The following is a 16022-nucleotide window of genomic DNA, read 5'->3' as shown; positions in this document are numbered from 1 at the left end:
ACTCCCCTCGACTCCACTAAGCATTTCATGGCGTTGCATAAGGTTTCAAAAACCTTGATGTAGCGCCTTTTCTTATGAAAAACGTTGCACTGTATTTCATAGCATTTCACACATTTAGGTACTTTTTTAGGTACTTTTTATAACCGAGCGAGTAGGCAGTGTAACGGCATTTAAGCCGTTTTTTATTTGTCTAAATGGGAAATATTTAGCACATCAGCAGGATGTGGTACATAATCAGCATATATACTAAAATAAATTGTATATATACAGTATAATATTCATATAATACCAACTCATTAAAGAGGTAACTATGACAAACCAATGGACTAATCGTGAAATATTGAGAAGTTATTTTATGGGGATGATAGATTTACAGATTGAGTACATAGATAAGTACCCAGATAGTGATAATCAATATAGACGAGACAACGAGCCGTTTATACGTGAAATTAAGCGTGTTTTAGACGAGTTTAGTCTCAAGCTTACACCAGAGTTAAAAGACATGTACAAGCTCAAATATCGCGAAAATAGAGCGTTTGGAGAGTTCTATAATATCGTAGCACCAACTAGCTATATTGTGGCACTAAATAATGAATTAAACGCCATTGTCAGCAAGATAGAGCGACCACGGGCAAGATTGTATAATGAGTGAGCCGACAAAGTAGTATGAATTCAGTTGTGCTAGAACATCACAAAAATTAATTGCAGGAATAAAAAAATGTAACTAGATGATCAAATTTGATTTGAACATCAAAACTATGATATAGTAAACGTAATTAAATTTGAACGGTTGGGCGTAAGCTTCAAGAATGGTTAGTCGGGGAACTAGCTGTTTTTGGGGCTTTTTAAATGTTAGGAGAAATAATGGAATATCTATTAATTTTGTTGCTAGTTATAGTTACTGTTGTACTTGGGAAAATAGGCACTTGGTTTGGGTTGTCTGAAGTTGTTGGACAACTATTGTCAGGTATCATTTTAGGAACTAGTTTGTTGAATGTAGTAGAACCAGGCTATTTAATTCACTTGTTTGCTGAGACAGGTATTTTTTTGTTAATGTTAAATTCGGGTCTAGAGTCTGATGTAAAAGAAATGAAAAAATATATTAAGGCCTCTTCGCTTATTGCAATCATGGGAGTGCTATTACCAGTAATTGCTTTCCCGATTGCATTTCTATTGCTTGGATATAATATGCAAACTGCTATATTTGCGGGGGTTGTTTTCTCTGCAACGTCTATTTCAATCACATTAGCTGTACTAGCCGAACAAAAGAAATTAGCGACTTCAATGGGGGCAATTATACTTTCAGCAGCTGTGTTGGATGATATAATTGCTTTGGTTGCTGTGACGTTATTCTCTGTTTTTGTAGGCGGAGGCGCCTTAGGGATAAATAGTCTATTGCCCTTATTTGCTTTTGCCTTAGGAATAGTATTGAGAAAATTTAATTTTTCTGATAAGGTAGGTGCTTTAAGTACAAAAATTGGTAATTGGTTTTTCTATCCAGTATTCTTTGGATCTATTGGTCTTGAAGTTGCGATTCAAGGACTAGGGAACAAGCTAACAGCTATTATAATATTTAGTGTGTTGGCTGTTACAACCAAATTTATCGGGTCTTTATGGGGAGCAAGACTTTCAGGTTTAAATGTTAATGTTGCAAACGCAATAGGAGCGGGGATGATTTCTAGAGGTGAGATGGCTCTTGTAATTATTCAAATAGGTATATCATCACAGATTATTAATGATGATACGTCAGCAGAATTTGTTGTTGCCGTAATTGTTTCAACGATACTAGCACCCATAATTATGAAACCATTATTTAAAAAGGTCTGATATACTAATTTATAAGGACCAAGAGTAAAATTAATGGAATGGCATCATCATTTTAAAGACTCTAACACATAACTGTGAGTTTTAATCATTTAAGATATTGTGCATTGCAGTAAAAGCAGTGCTTTTTGTTTGTAATAAAGAAACGTGATGAATGATTGGAAGAAGATTGATTGTTGTCAAATTCAAAGAACTAAACAAAAAAATAATTTGAAATTCAATAAGTGATTCGTGAAAATGTAGAAATTTTTGGTTCACATAAAGCAATTACCAATGCCGTTAGGATTTATAGGTATGTTCAATTAGTTGACCAGTTCACTAAAAAAGTATGACATATTACTAAAAAATCAGGTACATATGCCCTTAATATTGGTTTTTATAAAAAAACCCGGGGTGGGGTTGTTGGAGGGGAGCGTCACAAGGTGGCGTCCTGAAATCTTACGAATGCAGAAATCAAAAATTTTTTAAAGGTGATTTTTTCATATAGAATGCTGATATAAAGGCATTTCTAACTAAAAATAGGCGTTTAGGGGTAGCACAAACATTTATGGTTATTAGCATGTTTTGTTGTAAGACATGCTATATGTACATTACAAAAGACGTAAATAGGAACCCGCTGGTTGGGGCTACACGTTATAAGTTTTAAGTTATTAACCCAAAATAGGTTTATTAATATGGATTTATTTAGTATCAGGTATAATTAGTTGTACAACAGTATTTTATAAATTTAAAGGAATAGATTAATGAAAATTTACTTTTTGTGTACAGGAAATTCCTGCCGTAGTCAGATAGCAGAAGGGTTTGCGAAAGATATTATGCCTAAGAACTGGATAATTAAGAGTGCAGGTATTGAACAACATGGATTAAATCAAAGAGCTGTAAGTGTTATGGCAGAAGTGGGAGTTGATATATCTAATCATACGTCCGATTTAATTGATAACGATTTTTTATTTAACTGTGACTATATTATTACGTTGTGTGGAGATGCCAATGATAAATGCCCTGTTACTCCAGCCAATATTAAAAGGTTGCATTGGCCGTTAACTGACCCGGCTAGCACCACAGGACCAGAAGAGGTTATTCAAAATCAGTTTAGAAAGACACGTGATGAAGTTAGGATATTGGTACAGCAATTAAAGATGAATCTTGTTGGATAAACAGTAGACGAGCGCACATTACATTATGGCTTGTCTTTTGGTTTTAAAAAATGTTTACAGAAAAACTAATCAATAAATTAGCCGTTATCAATTACATTGAATCCGCTATCACTCAGAGTGATAGTGACCTGTTTTACATATGTGACACACCTACATTAACAGACATTTAATCGTTGCTATCATGCGTTACAAACTATGACAAATAGCTATTCATTTGTTCTGCCCATTTTGAAGGAACAAAGTAAGTTATATTAAAGGAAGCAATATTGTTTATAAAAAATGGGTCGGTATTATAGATTTGTGTTAGCTCTTCCAAAGATTCGGCCTGAGCCACAATCATGCCACCTGTTCGTGGTTCTTTTCTACCAGACATAATAAAATGCCCTGATTTATAGTACTTATCTAAGTATTCAATATGAGCTGGCAAAAAATGTTCAACTTCAGCAATCGGTTTGATGTAAGTTAATTCAATTATAAACATGTTTTTTCTCCTAGTAATATTTATGAATTAAATACTACTAAAGTGTTTTTTTCTTGTCAATCGGACGCGCCCGCTAATAAAGGAAAGTAAAATAGGGTCGGTTTAGCGGGTACTTTTTACAACAAAGAATGCTAATGTAACAGTAAATCAGGCACCCATAATTAACAGAAAAAAACTTTTGAAAATTGAACATTTTTACAAGATGACGATATGTGAGCGCTCTCTATTCTGATACACGAGGGCGGGGTGTAAATTGTGTAAGACTACAAATGTAAATTAATTTCGAGAATGAGATATGCAAATTATCTGTACATTTTGGACACCATAAAAAGGGACATCCCCAAATAAAAAGAATTAGACGAACCATAAAAAATCAGATTATATCCGAATACCCAGAACTTGACGACGCATAAAAGGGGTGAGATTTACGTAATCAGTCGATAATAACGTTGAATAAGCGTCTTAAATATAAAATGGTGTAAATTATACTATAAACGATTAACAACGCTTAAAACAGCTTATATTGCTTTAAAATAGACATAATAAAACCACGACCTAGATCAAACCTAGAGCGTGGCTTTTTATTATATATGGGGATGAATTGACAATATCAAATGTTACAAACATGCAAGCATATAAGGTTACAAAAATGTTAGCATGCAAGGTTACAAAAACTCTAACAAAACCTAACATGTAACTCCAGTATTTTCCAACATGAATTCTAGTATTTTCTAGCATGGTAATACCAACAAATACCTACATTAACACGCGTTTAATCGTTGCTATAAAGGGCTATACAAGGCGTCGCAAACGTTGTCACAGGTTACAAAAAGGTTACATTTTGCTGGTCACAAGGTCACACTTTCTGAAGTGATCTATACTAGAAAAATGTTGAGCAATTTAAAATATATAAAGAAAAAGCAAATTCTAATGAGATTTTAGAATTTGCTTTTTTATGTACAACTTGAATTTTGATACCATCTCACAAGCCATCGGGCTTACCAATGTTTCCGTAAATTAATAATACTATATCTAGATTTGAGTGTCAAGAATTTGAGAGAATACGATTTCAAATTGTTGAAGAGATGGCAACCCTTGGAAATACTCCTTGTGTCGTGTCAGACGATTTAGTGTTTCGCGACCATTTTTCTCTGTATGATATCTAGCGCGCTCACTCGAAAGTTGTCTATTCAAATAAAACAATGCTACCAAATCATGTACTTTCATGTCTTGAATAAATTGTCTCTGAATTCCATGAATCCGGGAAAAGTTTGATACCACAGCTGAGGGTTTTGGAACAAATTCTTTCGAAGTAAACAAATTAATCAATATTGGAGATGAATGAGCTACAGCATTACGAATATTTTTTGCGTAGCGCATTGTATTTACAAATGTATTTAATTGTTTACTTGGGTATTTTTTAGCGTAAAATTCAATAAATTTTGTGAGTGCTCCGAATGACATTGTTTCAAGTAAAACCCAGACGGAAAGATCTTTGCTATGTTTTGCGTATAAATCCTGAGAATATTTACTCTTTTTCATGTAATCAATAGTAGTGTTATAGTAACTCTGATATCTACTTTTAAATTCATCAACTATTGTGTATCCGTCTTCTTGGTCATTATTGTTAATGATTGCAAGCATTTTGACTTTGAGCCCATGTTCAACATTCATAGCGACTTCAAAAAGGTATCGTCTAAGCTGTACATCTATTGCTGCGAGTTCTACTAAATATGCGAAATCGAGATTTACATATTTGCTATTTGTTTTTGGGAAATTAGAGCGATAAGATGTTGCTTTAAAATAGTAATTTTTGGTATCTAAAAATTGCTCTGCTTCGGCTTCTGAAATTAATGAAAAAGTTATTCCCTTCGATTTCATGTGATTAATTAGTGAAAGGGTATTTAATTTTGGTTTGTCTTTTCTACTCATTGATGTCTTCTTTTTTAGATTTCGTATTCAAACATTGCATTCTTGTTATTTTTAACTTTTTAACGTGAACGCTTGGCACGTATGTACGCACTCTGTGAGTGCTTATAAAATTAACTAATCAATAATAAAATTGCTACAATGACAGCCAGTGTGCCTTGCTTGAAAAATATAGATTTATTTCCAGATGAGAAACTACCATACAAAGCTACTAAAATAATATAGATCATAATAGCAAGTAAGCTGTTGTGGTAGTTGTGTGTGAAGAATAGTGAATAAATTATACCCACTGCAATCAAACCGTTGTAAACACCTTGATTTTTTAACAAAGTCTGTATTTTTTTACTTTGTAAATCAGTTTCCGACATGTTAAATGTCTTGGCTGTATTTGGGGATGTTGTAGCAAAAGTTTCTAAATACATAATGTATAGAAATTCTACGGCGACTAAAAGGCTAATAATAGTAATTACTAAATTCATTTTTTCTCTTCCATTTGCTTTTAACGTGGTTCTGGCACGTATTTTTATTTACCATTCTGTATTGATTAACTAATTATTTCGCGAAGCTTGGGAAAATTCGATCATAAATGCTAAAAAGAACGTTATAGATGCTAGCCAAATAGTATATGGACCCCAGAAAAGGTTTACAATAGCTAGAAGACAGGCACCAGTTAGAAAAGAGATGACAACTATAGTGTAATTTTCAGCATTACGTTTTAAAATGGCTGATTTATTTTTTGATGTGAGATAGTAATACCATTCTGTTAACATTCTACGATAATTACCAGAAGTCATCATTATTGTGTATTGATTTTTTTCAACTCTAACTCCTGTGAAGGTTAACATTAGGAGACCCGTTCCAAATGCCAACGAGCATAGTTTAAGTAGATGGAAGTCATATGGTGCAAAGGGAATTAGTAGGCTAGCAATTACAACAGGAATCATTGTGTAACTCCGCCAATATAAATAATGATCGTTTTTTTCTTTGATCCAAATTCCTGCGAGAAATCCGAGCGAAAATGTAAGTATCGACAATAGTTTAGGGATTACTTGAGACCAATTTTTTTGAGATAAATCAGAAGCTAATAAAATCACGTTTCCAGTTTGAGTTGCAACTAGACCATGAAAGTATATATGGCAGTAAACATCTGATACGCCACCGGAAAAAGCCATTAGTATAGCAAAAAAACGACTATTATTAGAATTTACGACAATACGTTTTGGAAGATATGTATTCATTTATGAAACCTTTTTTAATAGTATGGAGCTTATATTGTTTAGACAATCAATACCCAGATTATAGTACGTGTAATTTATAACCATCTAAAATCTTTGTAATTTCTGAGCCATTGAAAACAACTGTTTCATTATTTTGGTTTGGATGATATGCCACGTTGTTTTCTGTTAAAATATCATTAGAAATATAATATTCAACTGATTTATTATCATCATTTAGTGCATTTAATATGGACACGCTACCTGAAGATACTGATAGTATATTCATTAAATCTTGGTCAGAGGCAAAACTAACTTTTTTATTCATTGTAATATAGGCAATGTCTTTAAGCGTTAAAGAACTATTTACTGGTAGACTAAACAAATAATAGGCAGTTTTTTTTTGATTTCTTAAAAACAGATTTTTAACCTCATAAATATCAGAAATGAAAGGAAGTTGTTGAGCGTCTGCAATCGTGTATATAGGAGAATGTTTGTACAAACAATATTTTATTTTATAATGTTCAAACATTTTTTTTACTTTAATGTCCATATTCAATACTCTCTACAGTAATTTTATACAAAAATTCATAACATAAATTTATTAAATGAAGTTGAAAATTTCGATACATTCATTAACAGAGTCTAATTTAGAATGTTTTATTGCCTAATAATCCTGATTTTCAGCAGGTCGTGTTTTATATGTTTTCCTGTTTGAATAATCAGAGGAGATGTCATTTTTATATAACAGTTCAAGTCACTTACTGATAGTAGGTAGCTTTTTTGGTTGGAAATAAGTCAGCTAGTAACCGTTTTGCCGTTATATTGGCTTGTTTTTCAGCTAATAGCGTGTTGTAATGCCTCTTGCTTGAATAATCAGAGGGCTTATCGTCAGCATGACCATACTCATGTAGGGCTGTCATAAGCTGTACATAATCGTTGTCATTCTCATTAAGATATATGGCTTTGCTGTCATAGTCGATACAGCCATGAAAGTTCGGGGATGACACGTCAATAAAGTAAAAAGCATAATCAGGCAATAAATTTAATACGTATTCAAGGTTAGTCATAGGCGTAACCTCGAATTAAATGCGTCTGCGGTGTTTCATAGCGAGATGAACCATTTTTATAATGTCTTCGCGTTCCTCGTCAGACACAGAGGGGTCAATACTATATGCTATGCGCCGTTGGTTGGGAGTAAGTGGCTTATCATCCCCGTCATCAGAGCTAGTTTGAGACGTTTTAAGCACATTATCTGTTTTGCCCTGTAAATAGTCCATAGTTGTATCTAAAGCGTTAGCAATCAATGAGAGCATGGCAAAAGAGGGCTGGCGTGCCTCACTCTCAATACGTGAAATGGTTACACGGGATGTGTTGATTATTTCAGCAAGTTCACTTTGGGTGAGCTTTTTTTGTGTACGTAATTCTTTTATACGGTTAGCAGTCACAGACATAATGTACCTCGCTTAAATATTAAGAAAAAATAAAGGTGTTAACTAAAAATAAAACTAAGTTAAGAAACAATAAAGCTCGTTGTAACCTAAGGTATCAAAGTGTAAATTATAAATAACGATACGTACCTAAGGTTACGTTTATAATGTTCAGTTGGTTACATATACACTAATCATACCAGACAAGCAAGGTCATTTAAAGGCAAGTAAGGATATTAAGTGCAAGAGTGAATCACTATAAAAGCAACGAGACAGGAGAAATTATCATGGCAGTATCAAACGCACTATTTAATGAAGCAGAAGTTATCAAGGACACGAACAGCGCGCTTGAGGATGTACAAGAAACATTAGCGCTCACATTGGTTGATAGCTTGAAAGCAGGCGACCATATCACAACGCCAACAGTCATTAACATGTTGAAAGATTTGGAAGACATGCAACTCAAATATTATGACCGTATGGAAGATAACGAGAATGTGCAAGGCGGTTTAGAAAATCAAGCACAAACAGAAAAGGAGGACTAAGAATGACATTATGGTTAGCACAAGTTATCGGGCTTGTATTTGTAGTAGGTAGCGCCTTTATTATGGGTGTGGTTGTTGGAGATAGTCTAAAGGAGGAACGCAAAGCATGAGCAATGTGTATGTGAGAACGTTAGAGCGCATGTATAAGCCCTTGGTTGACATTGCTAACAGTGACAGGGTAGCAGGTAACGAACAAGCACAGTTTGAAATCATGCAAGCTTATGAGTTGTTAGACAGAGCCACCACACGATTGATTATTAGGGGATGATATGGCAGTAAGTAATGATGATCTAATGGAAGAACTAGCAGAACTGGCATTTCAGTTCAGACAAAATACGCATGTCTGGAAACGAGCTGAGAAAGTGGCGGAACATTTTGATGTGAGTTTGGGAACGGTTAAAAGCTGGAAACGACAAGGACTTATCACAGGTTATAAACATGACAAAGTAGTGATCTATGATATTAAAGCCATTGAACGTGAATTATTTCAAGTAACTAAATAGAAAGGACGGCAAAGCATGAAAAAGGGCACAAAAAAAGCACATCCCCGAGCGACCAAACTTACGGATGAGCCTTGCTACAAACGCCTATATCATGGCTTTTGCTATACACATTTTAACATGGATAAGGATAAAAATACAAAATTTTATATTACATTGGCTCAAGTTGATTACATCAACTCGTTATTTAACGAACCAATGTTCAGCGTTGATTTAAACAAAAAAACGTTTCAGCCTGTAGATGAAATTAGATTTCACGATTGGTTAGACAGTTTCGAGCGAGGCGACCAACAATGACAGAAACACCATTATCAAACATTGAACAGCAGATACTAAATACATTGCCCGCGGGACGTGCGCAAGCAATTACATTGGAGAAGTTGGCTTACTTATTGCGGATTAATAAAAAGCGTGTGAGTGATATTGTCGCAGATTTGCGTAAACGTGGGTATTTAATCGGGAGTAACCGCCAAGCGCACGGTGGCATGTATCTTATTGTTACAAGTAACGAGTTTTGGGAAACAGTGAACACCTTACAAAAGAGTGTTAATAGTCAACAAACAATCATTAATGCGTTGTTGAAGCATGAAGAAAGATTTGCGAGGGTTTAAGCATGACACAATCACAACGAGTAGCGGTTAATCACGCCTTAGAAAGTGTGATGAGTGCAAAGAGCCTTGTCAATTTAGCTAGGTATCAGAAAGAGCCACAAAAACTCATTAGCATGGTGTTAAGGATAGGGACTGACCTTAATGAAGTTGAGACACGTTTGCAAACGCTTAAAGGCAGGGTGTAACAGTGGCTAAGTGGGAACAAATCAAACAATATCAACAGACAGGTGCTTATGTGTTTATGGCGCTACCTAATCAGAAGCACAATGCAGTCAGCGGTGGGTACAATAACAGTTTTAAAAATGGGGATGATTTAAAACACTGGATAAACGGACATCCAGAGTATCAAGACGGCAATGTGGGAATTGACTTGTCACGGAGTAATTTAATTGTGGTTGATATTGATAAGCATAAACACAATGGTATGAAAAGCATTAGCGCATGGTTTAAGTCGCACGACATCAACCCAGAGACTATCCAAGACACTTATGTTGAACGGACAGCCAGTGGTGGACTACACGCTTTTTATCTCATCACCGAGGGCAAGACTAAGCCAGCAGAGAAAGTCAGCGCCTTGCAAGGTGTAGACCTTTTGACTAACAAACATGGGGTCATTGTTGCACCCAGTGTTATCAATCAGCAACCATATCGAGCAATTACCCCTTTTGAGACGATACAGCAAGCGCCAGAGTGGGTGTATCAGCTTGCAAATAATCACGGTGGTACAAATACATCAAAGACAAAATCAACGAGCAGATACAGCAATGTAGACCGTTGGTTAATGGTCAAAAATGGCTTTGAGACAGGACAACGCAACGATCAAGCGATGAGCTTAGCAGGGTATTTGTTTGCCTTAAATATTGAGCCACAAAGCATTTACGATATTTTACAAATTACCAATGAACGCAGTAACGAACCATTACCCCATGATGAACTAGGCAAGGTGTATATGAGTGCAAGAAGGCGAGAGGAACGTAAAATAATGAGGATAAATAGCTATGGCAGAGATTGATACAACACCAATGCCAAAAGTTACGAACAAAGTGCCGAGTTGGTTGGATGTGCAATACAACGAGACAGGCGAAATCAGCAAGACGACAGTGAATGTTGAACGATTAGCGGAGTTTGTGGCGAAAGAGACTAATTTTTACACTGATAACAATAATCTAGCAGGGTATTTGTTTAACGGTCAGTATTGGAAACGGTACAAGAATGTGAAGCAGGCAGATAATGCGTTAAGTTCAAGAGTGGCGACACTATTAAAACAGCATAAAAAGCTAACCAGTGCCAAGCAAGTCAAAAATATTGTGGACTTAATCCGAGTAATCACAGTAAAAGATGTGGCTGATTATATCGATTTTACTGATAAGCCTTATATGGTTAGCTTTACTAATGGCACATTGGATATGCGGACGTTAGAAATTAAGCCAAACGCATCACAGTACCATGCTTTAGGTGGGTTAGATTATCCAGTTAGTGATAAAGATTTACCGACACCCAAGACGGACGAGTTTTTTACCCGACTGTTAGGGGATGAAAATGCAGAGCTATTATACAAGTTTATTGGTTATGGCTTTAAACGTAATTACTTGCCCTTTCAAAACTTTGTCATTTTGTATGGTAAAGGTGGTAACGGAAAAGGCACGGCGCTTACTTATATTGGTCAGAAACTGTATAGCGGTAACGTCAGTGAATTGAGTTTACAAGCATTTGGGGATAAATTCAAAACGGTTGGGCTAGTGGGTAAGTATGCAAACATTGGCAGTGATATACCAGCTAACTACATGCCAAACACAGAGAACCTCAAACTAGCTGTGAGTGGTAAAGAACGATTTGAAGTGGAATCTAAGGGTGTGCAGGCTTTTAGTATCGTCAATTATGCCACACTATTTTTTTCAGCTAATGACTTACCCAACATTAGACGAGATAGCGGATTAGATCGTAGACCATTGGTACTCACAACGCAAGGTAAGGGGTTTACTACCAAAGACGGCAAGAGTGATTATTTTGATGAAGCCGAGTTATTAGATGAGCGCCCAGCGTTTACACGTAAGGTCATTAAGCTATTTATGGACGCAGAGCGAGCTAAGACGTTAAACATCCCCGAAAACGTCCAGAAAGCGACAGCAGAATGGCTAAAGAGCGCTGATATTGTCTCACAGTGGCTAGATGAACATACGGAGGAAGCTAAAGACAGGCGACCAACCGCCAAGTATATGTATCAGCAATTTAGTCGAGATGTTGAAGATATGGGTATGAAAGAAACGATAAACCGCAACACATTTTACAGTCGTATGGAACATTTAGGTATTAAAAGTTCAAAAAGTGTGACTATTTCAAGTTTAGATGATGAACACGGCAAAGCAACTAAGCGATTTTTGGATATTAAGTATATAGATTGACGTTAAACAGATGTTTTATAGAGCTATTATTGACATAAAAAATGCTTGTAACCGTTGGTGTATAAAGGTTATTGATGTTATTGACTTTTTATTGAAGTTACTAGAATAAATAATATATATACGTATATATAAGGACTTCGAGAAAAGGTCGAGAAAGTCAATTATTTAGGTTTAAGGTTTGTGGCACAACAGATACAGCGTTTTAGCAAAGTCAATAATAGGTAAATTGAAAGTATTTTAAAGTCAATTTGATAAGGAAAAGAGGAATTATGAATAAAGATTTTTATTATAACTGCATGACAGCTTACAAAGATTTAATGAAAAATAAGACAGATGATATTAGTATCAGTTTTGGCGAATTTTGTCAGATTGAAGCAATTAAGCAAGGACTGGAAAAGTTGAGTGTGACAATATGACGCAGTCGTTAAGGGGATGAAATGAATTATATAGTTGGCTTTATATTTATAGCAATGATTGGCTATTTGTTTGAACAGCGTAGACACATCAAGTTTCTTGAACAAGTTAATCATAATCAAGAGACACACGACGTTATGACAGCACACCAGTTAGAACTCACTAGACACAAAGCAAAAATGCTTGAGTTGACATTAAATATGTTTGGTTACAACGTTGAACGATTTGAAGCCAGTGATTTTACTAAGAGTGAACCGTCACAAGAGCAGTTACAAGAGATATGGGCAGAGTATTTGCAATTACAACAAAAGTCACGCAGTGCGCAAATTAAATTTGAGACCGAGCTAGAATTGAGGGGCATTGAATAGGTAGACAAAACTGAACAAAATGACATCTTTTAAAATAGCAATAATCACGTTTAAAAACTGTTATAAAGGTATTTTGAGGGTTGTTTTAATGAATAAAATATAAAAAGGTATACAGTGTGGCTGTCTTAAATGTAGTGTTTGCAAGGACTTAGCTTATGAACATTAAAATGTAGAGGTTGCCTTTTACTAGTGAGAAAGTTTTTATGGATATTCAAGATTATATGAATAGGTTGCCGAGACCAGAAAAAACCTATGCAGAGAAAGAAAGCACTATGTTTTATGTGTATGTATTCAACCTCGTTATGGATGAGTTAATGACTAGAAAGCTAACTAATCGCAGAGCTATAAACTATGTTTTGAGCTATACAACTTACGGCAATAAGACCAGAGCCTATCAAGAAACACACCCTATGGCGAGTAAACGAACAGCTAATGTGAATGCAAACAAGTATTCAAAACGCTTTGATGTTTATGTCGCACAGTCAATGAGCATACACTTAGTCTACAAAGGCAGGTTAGCATTAGCATTGGCGGTTAAGTATATCAATGTTAATGGCATTGAGCGATACGTGAATAAATTAATACTTGAATTGTGGAAAGGAGACTAGATGACAGCAAACACAGAACATCGCCAGTTATGGCCAAAGTGGATGAAACGCAATGAAGCGCACAAATATATTAGTGTTGCAGACAATACTTTTATCAAACGTTATGTGAATACAGGTAAAGTGAGAGCCTATCCAACAGCACACGGGTTACGCTATGATCGTGATGAAATAGATGAAGCCGTACGCCATTATTATGATTAGGAGTTTAAAAAAGAGTTAAGCAAGGGCAAGACAACATGATAATGTGAAATAATGAAAGCGTGTGAACATGCTTTTTTATTTTATCTAAATCTCTGCTTACTCGCTTGTAGCAAAGAGGTATAACATGAAATTTCAGCAAATTGACACACCAAAAGGGAAAGTTTGGGAAGTAAATGGGTATTTAATTAATAGTAGTCAAAAAGTCCGTGTAAAGAAACGAGGATTTGAAAGCAAACAAAGTGCTAGACAATGGTTTAATAATCAAAGTGTTTTGTTTGATAATGGCCAAAGTAAATACAACAAAAAAACAACCCCAAACGTGATGACCGTTGAAGAGTTGTATAATATGTGGCTTGATACCTATCAGCATACTGTGGAAGAAAGTACGCTCAATAAAACAATGAACGTTTTTAACATCCATATCATCCCCGAGTGGGGCGATATATTGGTAACTGATATTAAGCCATTGAACTTACAACGATATATTAACACAATGCAGGGTAAAATATTGCATTATCGTAAGATAACAGGTTATTTCAAAAGACTATTAAATATTGCAGTGCGTATGGATATGATTGATGTAGACCCATTTACCAAGGTAGATATGCCAAAGGCACGCAGATCAATCAATAAGCCTAGGCAATTTATGGATGTTGACGAGTTCAAGGCGTTTGTTGACGTACTAGATAGCCAATACAAATACATTAATCAGCAAGCCTATACGTTGCTTAGATTAGGTGCATTCACGGGGATGAGAACCGAGGAACTACTCGCTTTACAATGGCAAAATATAGACTTTGACAATGGATATATAAGTATTATGCAAGCGTTGGGGCGTGGTTTAAATGGTAGTACCTATATTAAAGCGCCTAAGAGCCAAACAAGTAGGCGCACCCTTAAAATTGATAATAAGATGTTAGTTGTGATGTCTAATTGGTATGAAGTCAGTAACCATAAAAGCGGGGATGATTATGTATTCAATAATCATGGGCATACGTTGCAGGTCATGAGACCAAATAAGTGGCTACATGATGTCAGTGATAAGTATAATGTTGCGGTTGGGTTATCTATGCACAAGTTAAGGCATACATGGGCGACATTGGCATTAGATCAGGGCGCAAGCGTGAAGCAAGTACAAACTTACTTAGGACATGCGGATGTATCTATGACTTTAGATGTGTATAGCGACATTACAAAACGAGCCAGTGATGATACAGGTAATGTTTTGTCGGGTTTAATTGATTAAAAGGTACTAAATATAGTACAAAACGCCAGAATTGTTGATGTGGCAGGGGTGTAGTAACTCCCCTCGACTCCACTAAGCATTTTATGGCGTTGCATAAGGTTTTAAAAACCTTGATGTAGCGCCTTTTCTTATGAATATGGTTTCATTAGATTGCATAGTATTTTAATCAAAATAACGCATAAATTAAAATATGGTACATAATGTATAAATATTTGTTTGAGATTGCAATATATACATAATTCCCTACAACTGTACACATTAAAAGCCACCGATTGTTCGGAGGCTTTTTTATTATTCTATACGAAATATTGATAAAGGGTTAATATGAACATTAGTGCAAATATAGCCGATAATAATAAATTACCAACTATTTTTATATTGATGTCCTTCAACAAAAAAGGAATAGTAAGCGTTGCAATGTTTTATTTTCTACAAAGTACAACATACGCTGTATTAAAAAACATATACTTTTATAATTCACTGTTCTGATATGACTTGTTTTTACCGATAACCCTTGTGTTTGCAAGTTGTTTAGTTGGTAAAACAGTAACAATAAGTTCAATAATAGATACAATGCCTATAGTTGAAAAATAAATAGAAAAGAAGGTATTTTGAGAATCATTTGGTGACGTAATCCAACTTGAAATCAATGTTAAAGCAAATAAGAGCCATACTGATACTTCATTCAGACCACTATCACGGTAACGTCTCACTGTAAGCGATAATGATGGAATAACGAAAGCTAGTAATGTTAGTAAAGATAGTAAACACCAAACTATTAATGTACTTGGAGTATTGTGAATAAATTCAGCGAATGTATTAAATTTGATATTTACTTTATCTTGGCTTGCTAATGAAAATATAATGATGATTATAGTTGCAATGAACCATATAATGCTGATAATAAGCGCCCACAGCGCCATCCACCAGTATTCTGAACGAGTAGCCGTGCCCGTAAAATTAAAATAGTTTTTCCAAAAATTCTTAAATGATTGTGTCATAGTAATCATAGTTTTCCCCCTTAAGCTTTTAACGTGGTTCAGTGCACGTAGTATTTGTTATTAATTGATGATCAAACAACTACCTAAAAAG

At 35.1% G+C, this 16022-nt stretch carries 23 protein-coding genes; 15 read left to right on the top strand and 8 right to left on the bottom strand.

The genetic code is table 11. The features are described 5' to 3' along the window. The first annotated feature begins 310 nt into the window (after positions 1–310). From C5L21_RS09370 to arsC, 3 genes are all read left to right on the top strand, one after another. Entirely contained in the window at positions 311–652 is a 342-nt protein-coding gene (locus C5L21_RS09370; protein WP_004901115.1) for a hypothetical protein, read from the top strand. Between the two features lie 212 nt (positions 653–864). After that, positions 865–1827 (top strand): cation:proton antiporter, encoded by a 963-nt coding sequence (locus C5L21_RS09365; protein WP_004901112.1) that lies wholly within the window; start codon positions 865–867, stop codon positions 1825–1827. Between the two features lie 740 nt (positions 1828–2567). Further along, complete coding sequence (gene arsC / locus C5L21_RS09360) at positions 2568–2981, top strand: arsenate reductase (thioredoxin) (RefSeq protein WP_004901110.1); 414 nt, start codon at positions 2568–2570, stop codon at positions 2979–2981. Positions 2982–3174: 193 nt separating this feature from the next. Here the strand turns inward: arsC and C5L21_RS09355 are convergent, their stop codons facing one another. From C5L21_RS09355 to C5L21_RS09325, 7 genes are all read right to left on the bottom strand, one after another. After that, entirely contained in the window at positions 3175–3462 is a 288-nt protein-coding gene (locus C5L21_RS09355) for a YciI family protein (RefSeq protein WP_004901108.1), read from the bottom strand. A gap of 1032 nt (positions 3463–4494) precedes the next feature. Continuing rightward, positions 4495–5394, bottom strand: coding sequence for an Abi family protein (locus C5L21_RS09350; protein ID WP_085699824.1), 900 nt, complete (start codon positions 5392–5394; stop codon positions 4495–4497). Positions 5395–5504: 110 nt separating this feature from the next. Then, positions 5505–5870, bottom strand: a complete 366-nt coding sequence (locus C5L21_RS09345; protein ID WP_085699826.1) for a DUF1304 domain-containing protein — start codon at positions 5868–5870, stop codon at positions 5505–5507. A 69-nt stretch (positions 5871–5939) separates the two neighbouring features. Beyond that, on the bottom strand, positions 5940–6629 hold the full coding sequence (locus C5L21_RS09340; protein WP_085699828.1) for a YoaK family protein: 690 nt from the start codon (positions 6627–6629) through the stop codon (positions 5940–5942). 58 nt (positions 6630–6687) lie between these two features. Next, on the bottom strand, positions 6688–7158 hold the full coding sequence (locus tag C5L21_RS09335; protein WP_085699830.1) for a YbaK/EbsC family protein: 471 nt from the start codon (positions 7156–7158) through the stop codon (positions 6688–6690). A gap of 208 nt (positions 7159–7366) precedes the next feature. Then, positions 7367–7675 (bottom strand): ImmA/IrrE family metallo-endopeptidase, encoded by a 309-nt coding sequence (locus C5L21_RS09330; RefSeq protein ID WP_085699832.1) that lies wholly within the window; start codon positions 7673–7675, stop codon positions 7367–7369. Between the two features lie 15 nt (positions 7676–7690). Beyond that, entirely contained in the window at positions 7691–8059 is a 369-nt protein-coding gene (locus C5L21_RS09325) for a helix-turn-helix domain-containing protein (RefSeq protein ID WP_085699834.1), read from the bottom strand. Between the two features lie 263 nt (positions 8060–8322). Between C5L21_RS09325 and C5L21_RS09320 the strand changes: the two genes are divergently transcribed. From C5L21_RS09320 to C5L21_RS09265, 12 genes are all read left to right on the top strand, one after another. Further along, positions 8323–8580 (top strand): hypothetical protein, encoded by a 258-nt coding sequence (locus C5L21_RS09320; RefSeq protein WP_085699836.1) that lies wholly within the window; start codon positions 8323–8325, stop codon positions 8578–8580. Positions 8581–8686: 106 nt separating this feature from the next. After that, on the top strand, positions 8687–8848 hold the full coding sequence (locus tag C5L21_RS09315; RefSeq protein WP_085699838.1) for a serine/threonine protein kinase: 162 nt from the start codon (positions 8687–8689) through the stop codon (positions 8846–8848). A gap of 1 nt (position 8849) precedes the next feature. Next, on the top strand, positions 8850–9083 hold the full coding sequence (locus tag C5L21_RS09310) for a hypothetical protein (protein WP_085699839.1): 234 nt from the start codon (positions 8850–8852) through the stop codon (positions 9081–9083). A gap of 15 nt (positions 9084–9098) precedes the next feature. Further along, a complete protein-coding gene (locus C5L21_RS09305; RefSeq protein WP_085699841.1) occupies positions 9099–9377 on the top strand; it encodes a hypothetical protein in 279 nt (92 codons plus the stop codon). Continuing rightward, positions 9374–9691, top strand: coding sequence for a hypothetical protein (locus tag C5L21_RS09300; RefSeq protein WP_085699843.1), 318 nt, complete (start codon positions 9374–9376; stop codon positions 9689–9691). Before C5L21_RS09305 ends, C5L21_RS09300 begins: the two co-directional genes overlap by 4 nt. Positions 9692–9693: 2 nt before the next feature. Then, positions 9694–9876: a hypothetical protein gene (locus tag C5L21_RS09295; RefSeq protein ID WP_085699845.1), complete on the top strand. Its 183-nt coding sequence runs from the start codon at positions 9694–9696 to the stop codon at positions 9874–9876. A 2-nt stretch (positions 9877–9878) separates the two neighbouring features. Further along, the gene (locus C5L21_RS09290; protein ID WP_085699847.1) at positions 9879–10703 is read left to right on the top strand and encodes a bifunctional DNA primase/polymerase; all 825 of its coding nucleotides are present in this window, start codon (positions 9879–9881) and stop codon (positions 10701–10703) included. Next, positions 10690–12093 (top strand): DNA primase family protein, encoded by a 1404-nt coding sequence (locus C5L21_RS09285; RefSeq protein ID WP_085699849.1) that lies wholly within the window; start codon positions 10690–10692, stop codon positions 12091–12093. Before C5L21_RS09290 ends, C5L21_RS09285 begins: the two co-directional genes overlap by 14 nt. Before the next feature lie 437 nt (positions 12094–12530). Continuing rightward, a complete protein-coding gene (locus C5L21_RS09280) occupies positions 12531–12875 on the top strand; it encodes a hypothetical protein (protein WP_085699851.1) in 345 nt (114 codons plus the stop codon). A 203-nt stretch (positions 12876–13078) separates the two neighbouring features. Then, positions 13079–13483, top strand: coding sequence for a hypothetical protein (locus C5L21_RS09275; RefSeq protein WP_085699853.1), 405 nt, complete (start codon positions 13079–13081; stop codon positions 13481–13483). Beyond that, positions 13484–13684, top strand: coding sequence for a hypothetical protein (locus C5L21_RS09270; RefSeq protein WP_133286262.1), 201 nt, complete (start codon positions 13484–13486; stop codon positions 13682–13684). 124 nt (positions 13685–13808) lie between these two features. After that, the gene (locus tag C5L21_RS09265; RefSeq protein ID WP_085699857.1) at positions 13809–14930 is read left to right on the top strand and encodes a tyrosine-type recombinase/integrase; all 1122 of its coding nucleotides are present in this window, start codon (positions 13809–13811) and stop codon (positions 14928–14930) included. A gap of 470 nt (positions 14931–15400) precedes the next feature. On the opposite strand, the gene C5L21_RS09260 is transcribed toward C5L21_RS09265, so the two are convergent. Further along, on the bottom strand, positions 15401–15940 hold the full coding sequence (locus tag C5L21_RS09260; RefSeq protein WP_085699859.1) for a DUF805 domain-containing protein: 540 nt from the start codon (positions 15938–15940) through the stop codon (positions 15401–15403). Positions 15941–16022 lie beyond the last annotated feature (82 nt).

Source organism: Leuconostoc citreum, from assembly GCF_004354555.1.
Classification (GTDB): Bacteria; Bacillota; Bacilli; order Lactobacillales; family Lactobacillaceae; genus Leuconostoc; species Leuconostoc citreum.
Note: the sequence above shows the minus strand (reverse complement) of the source record. Positions and strands in the feature narration are given on the sequence as shown.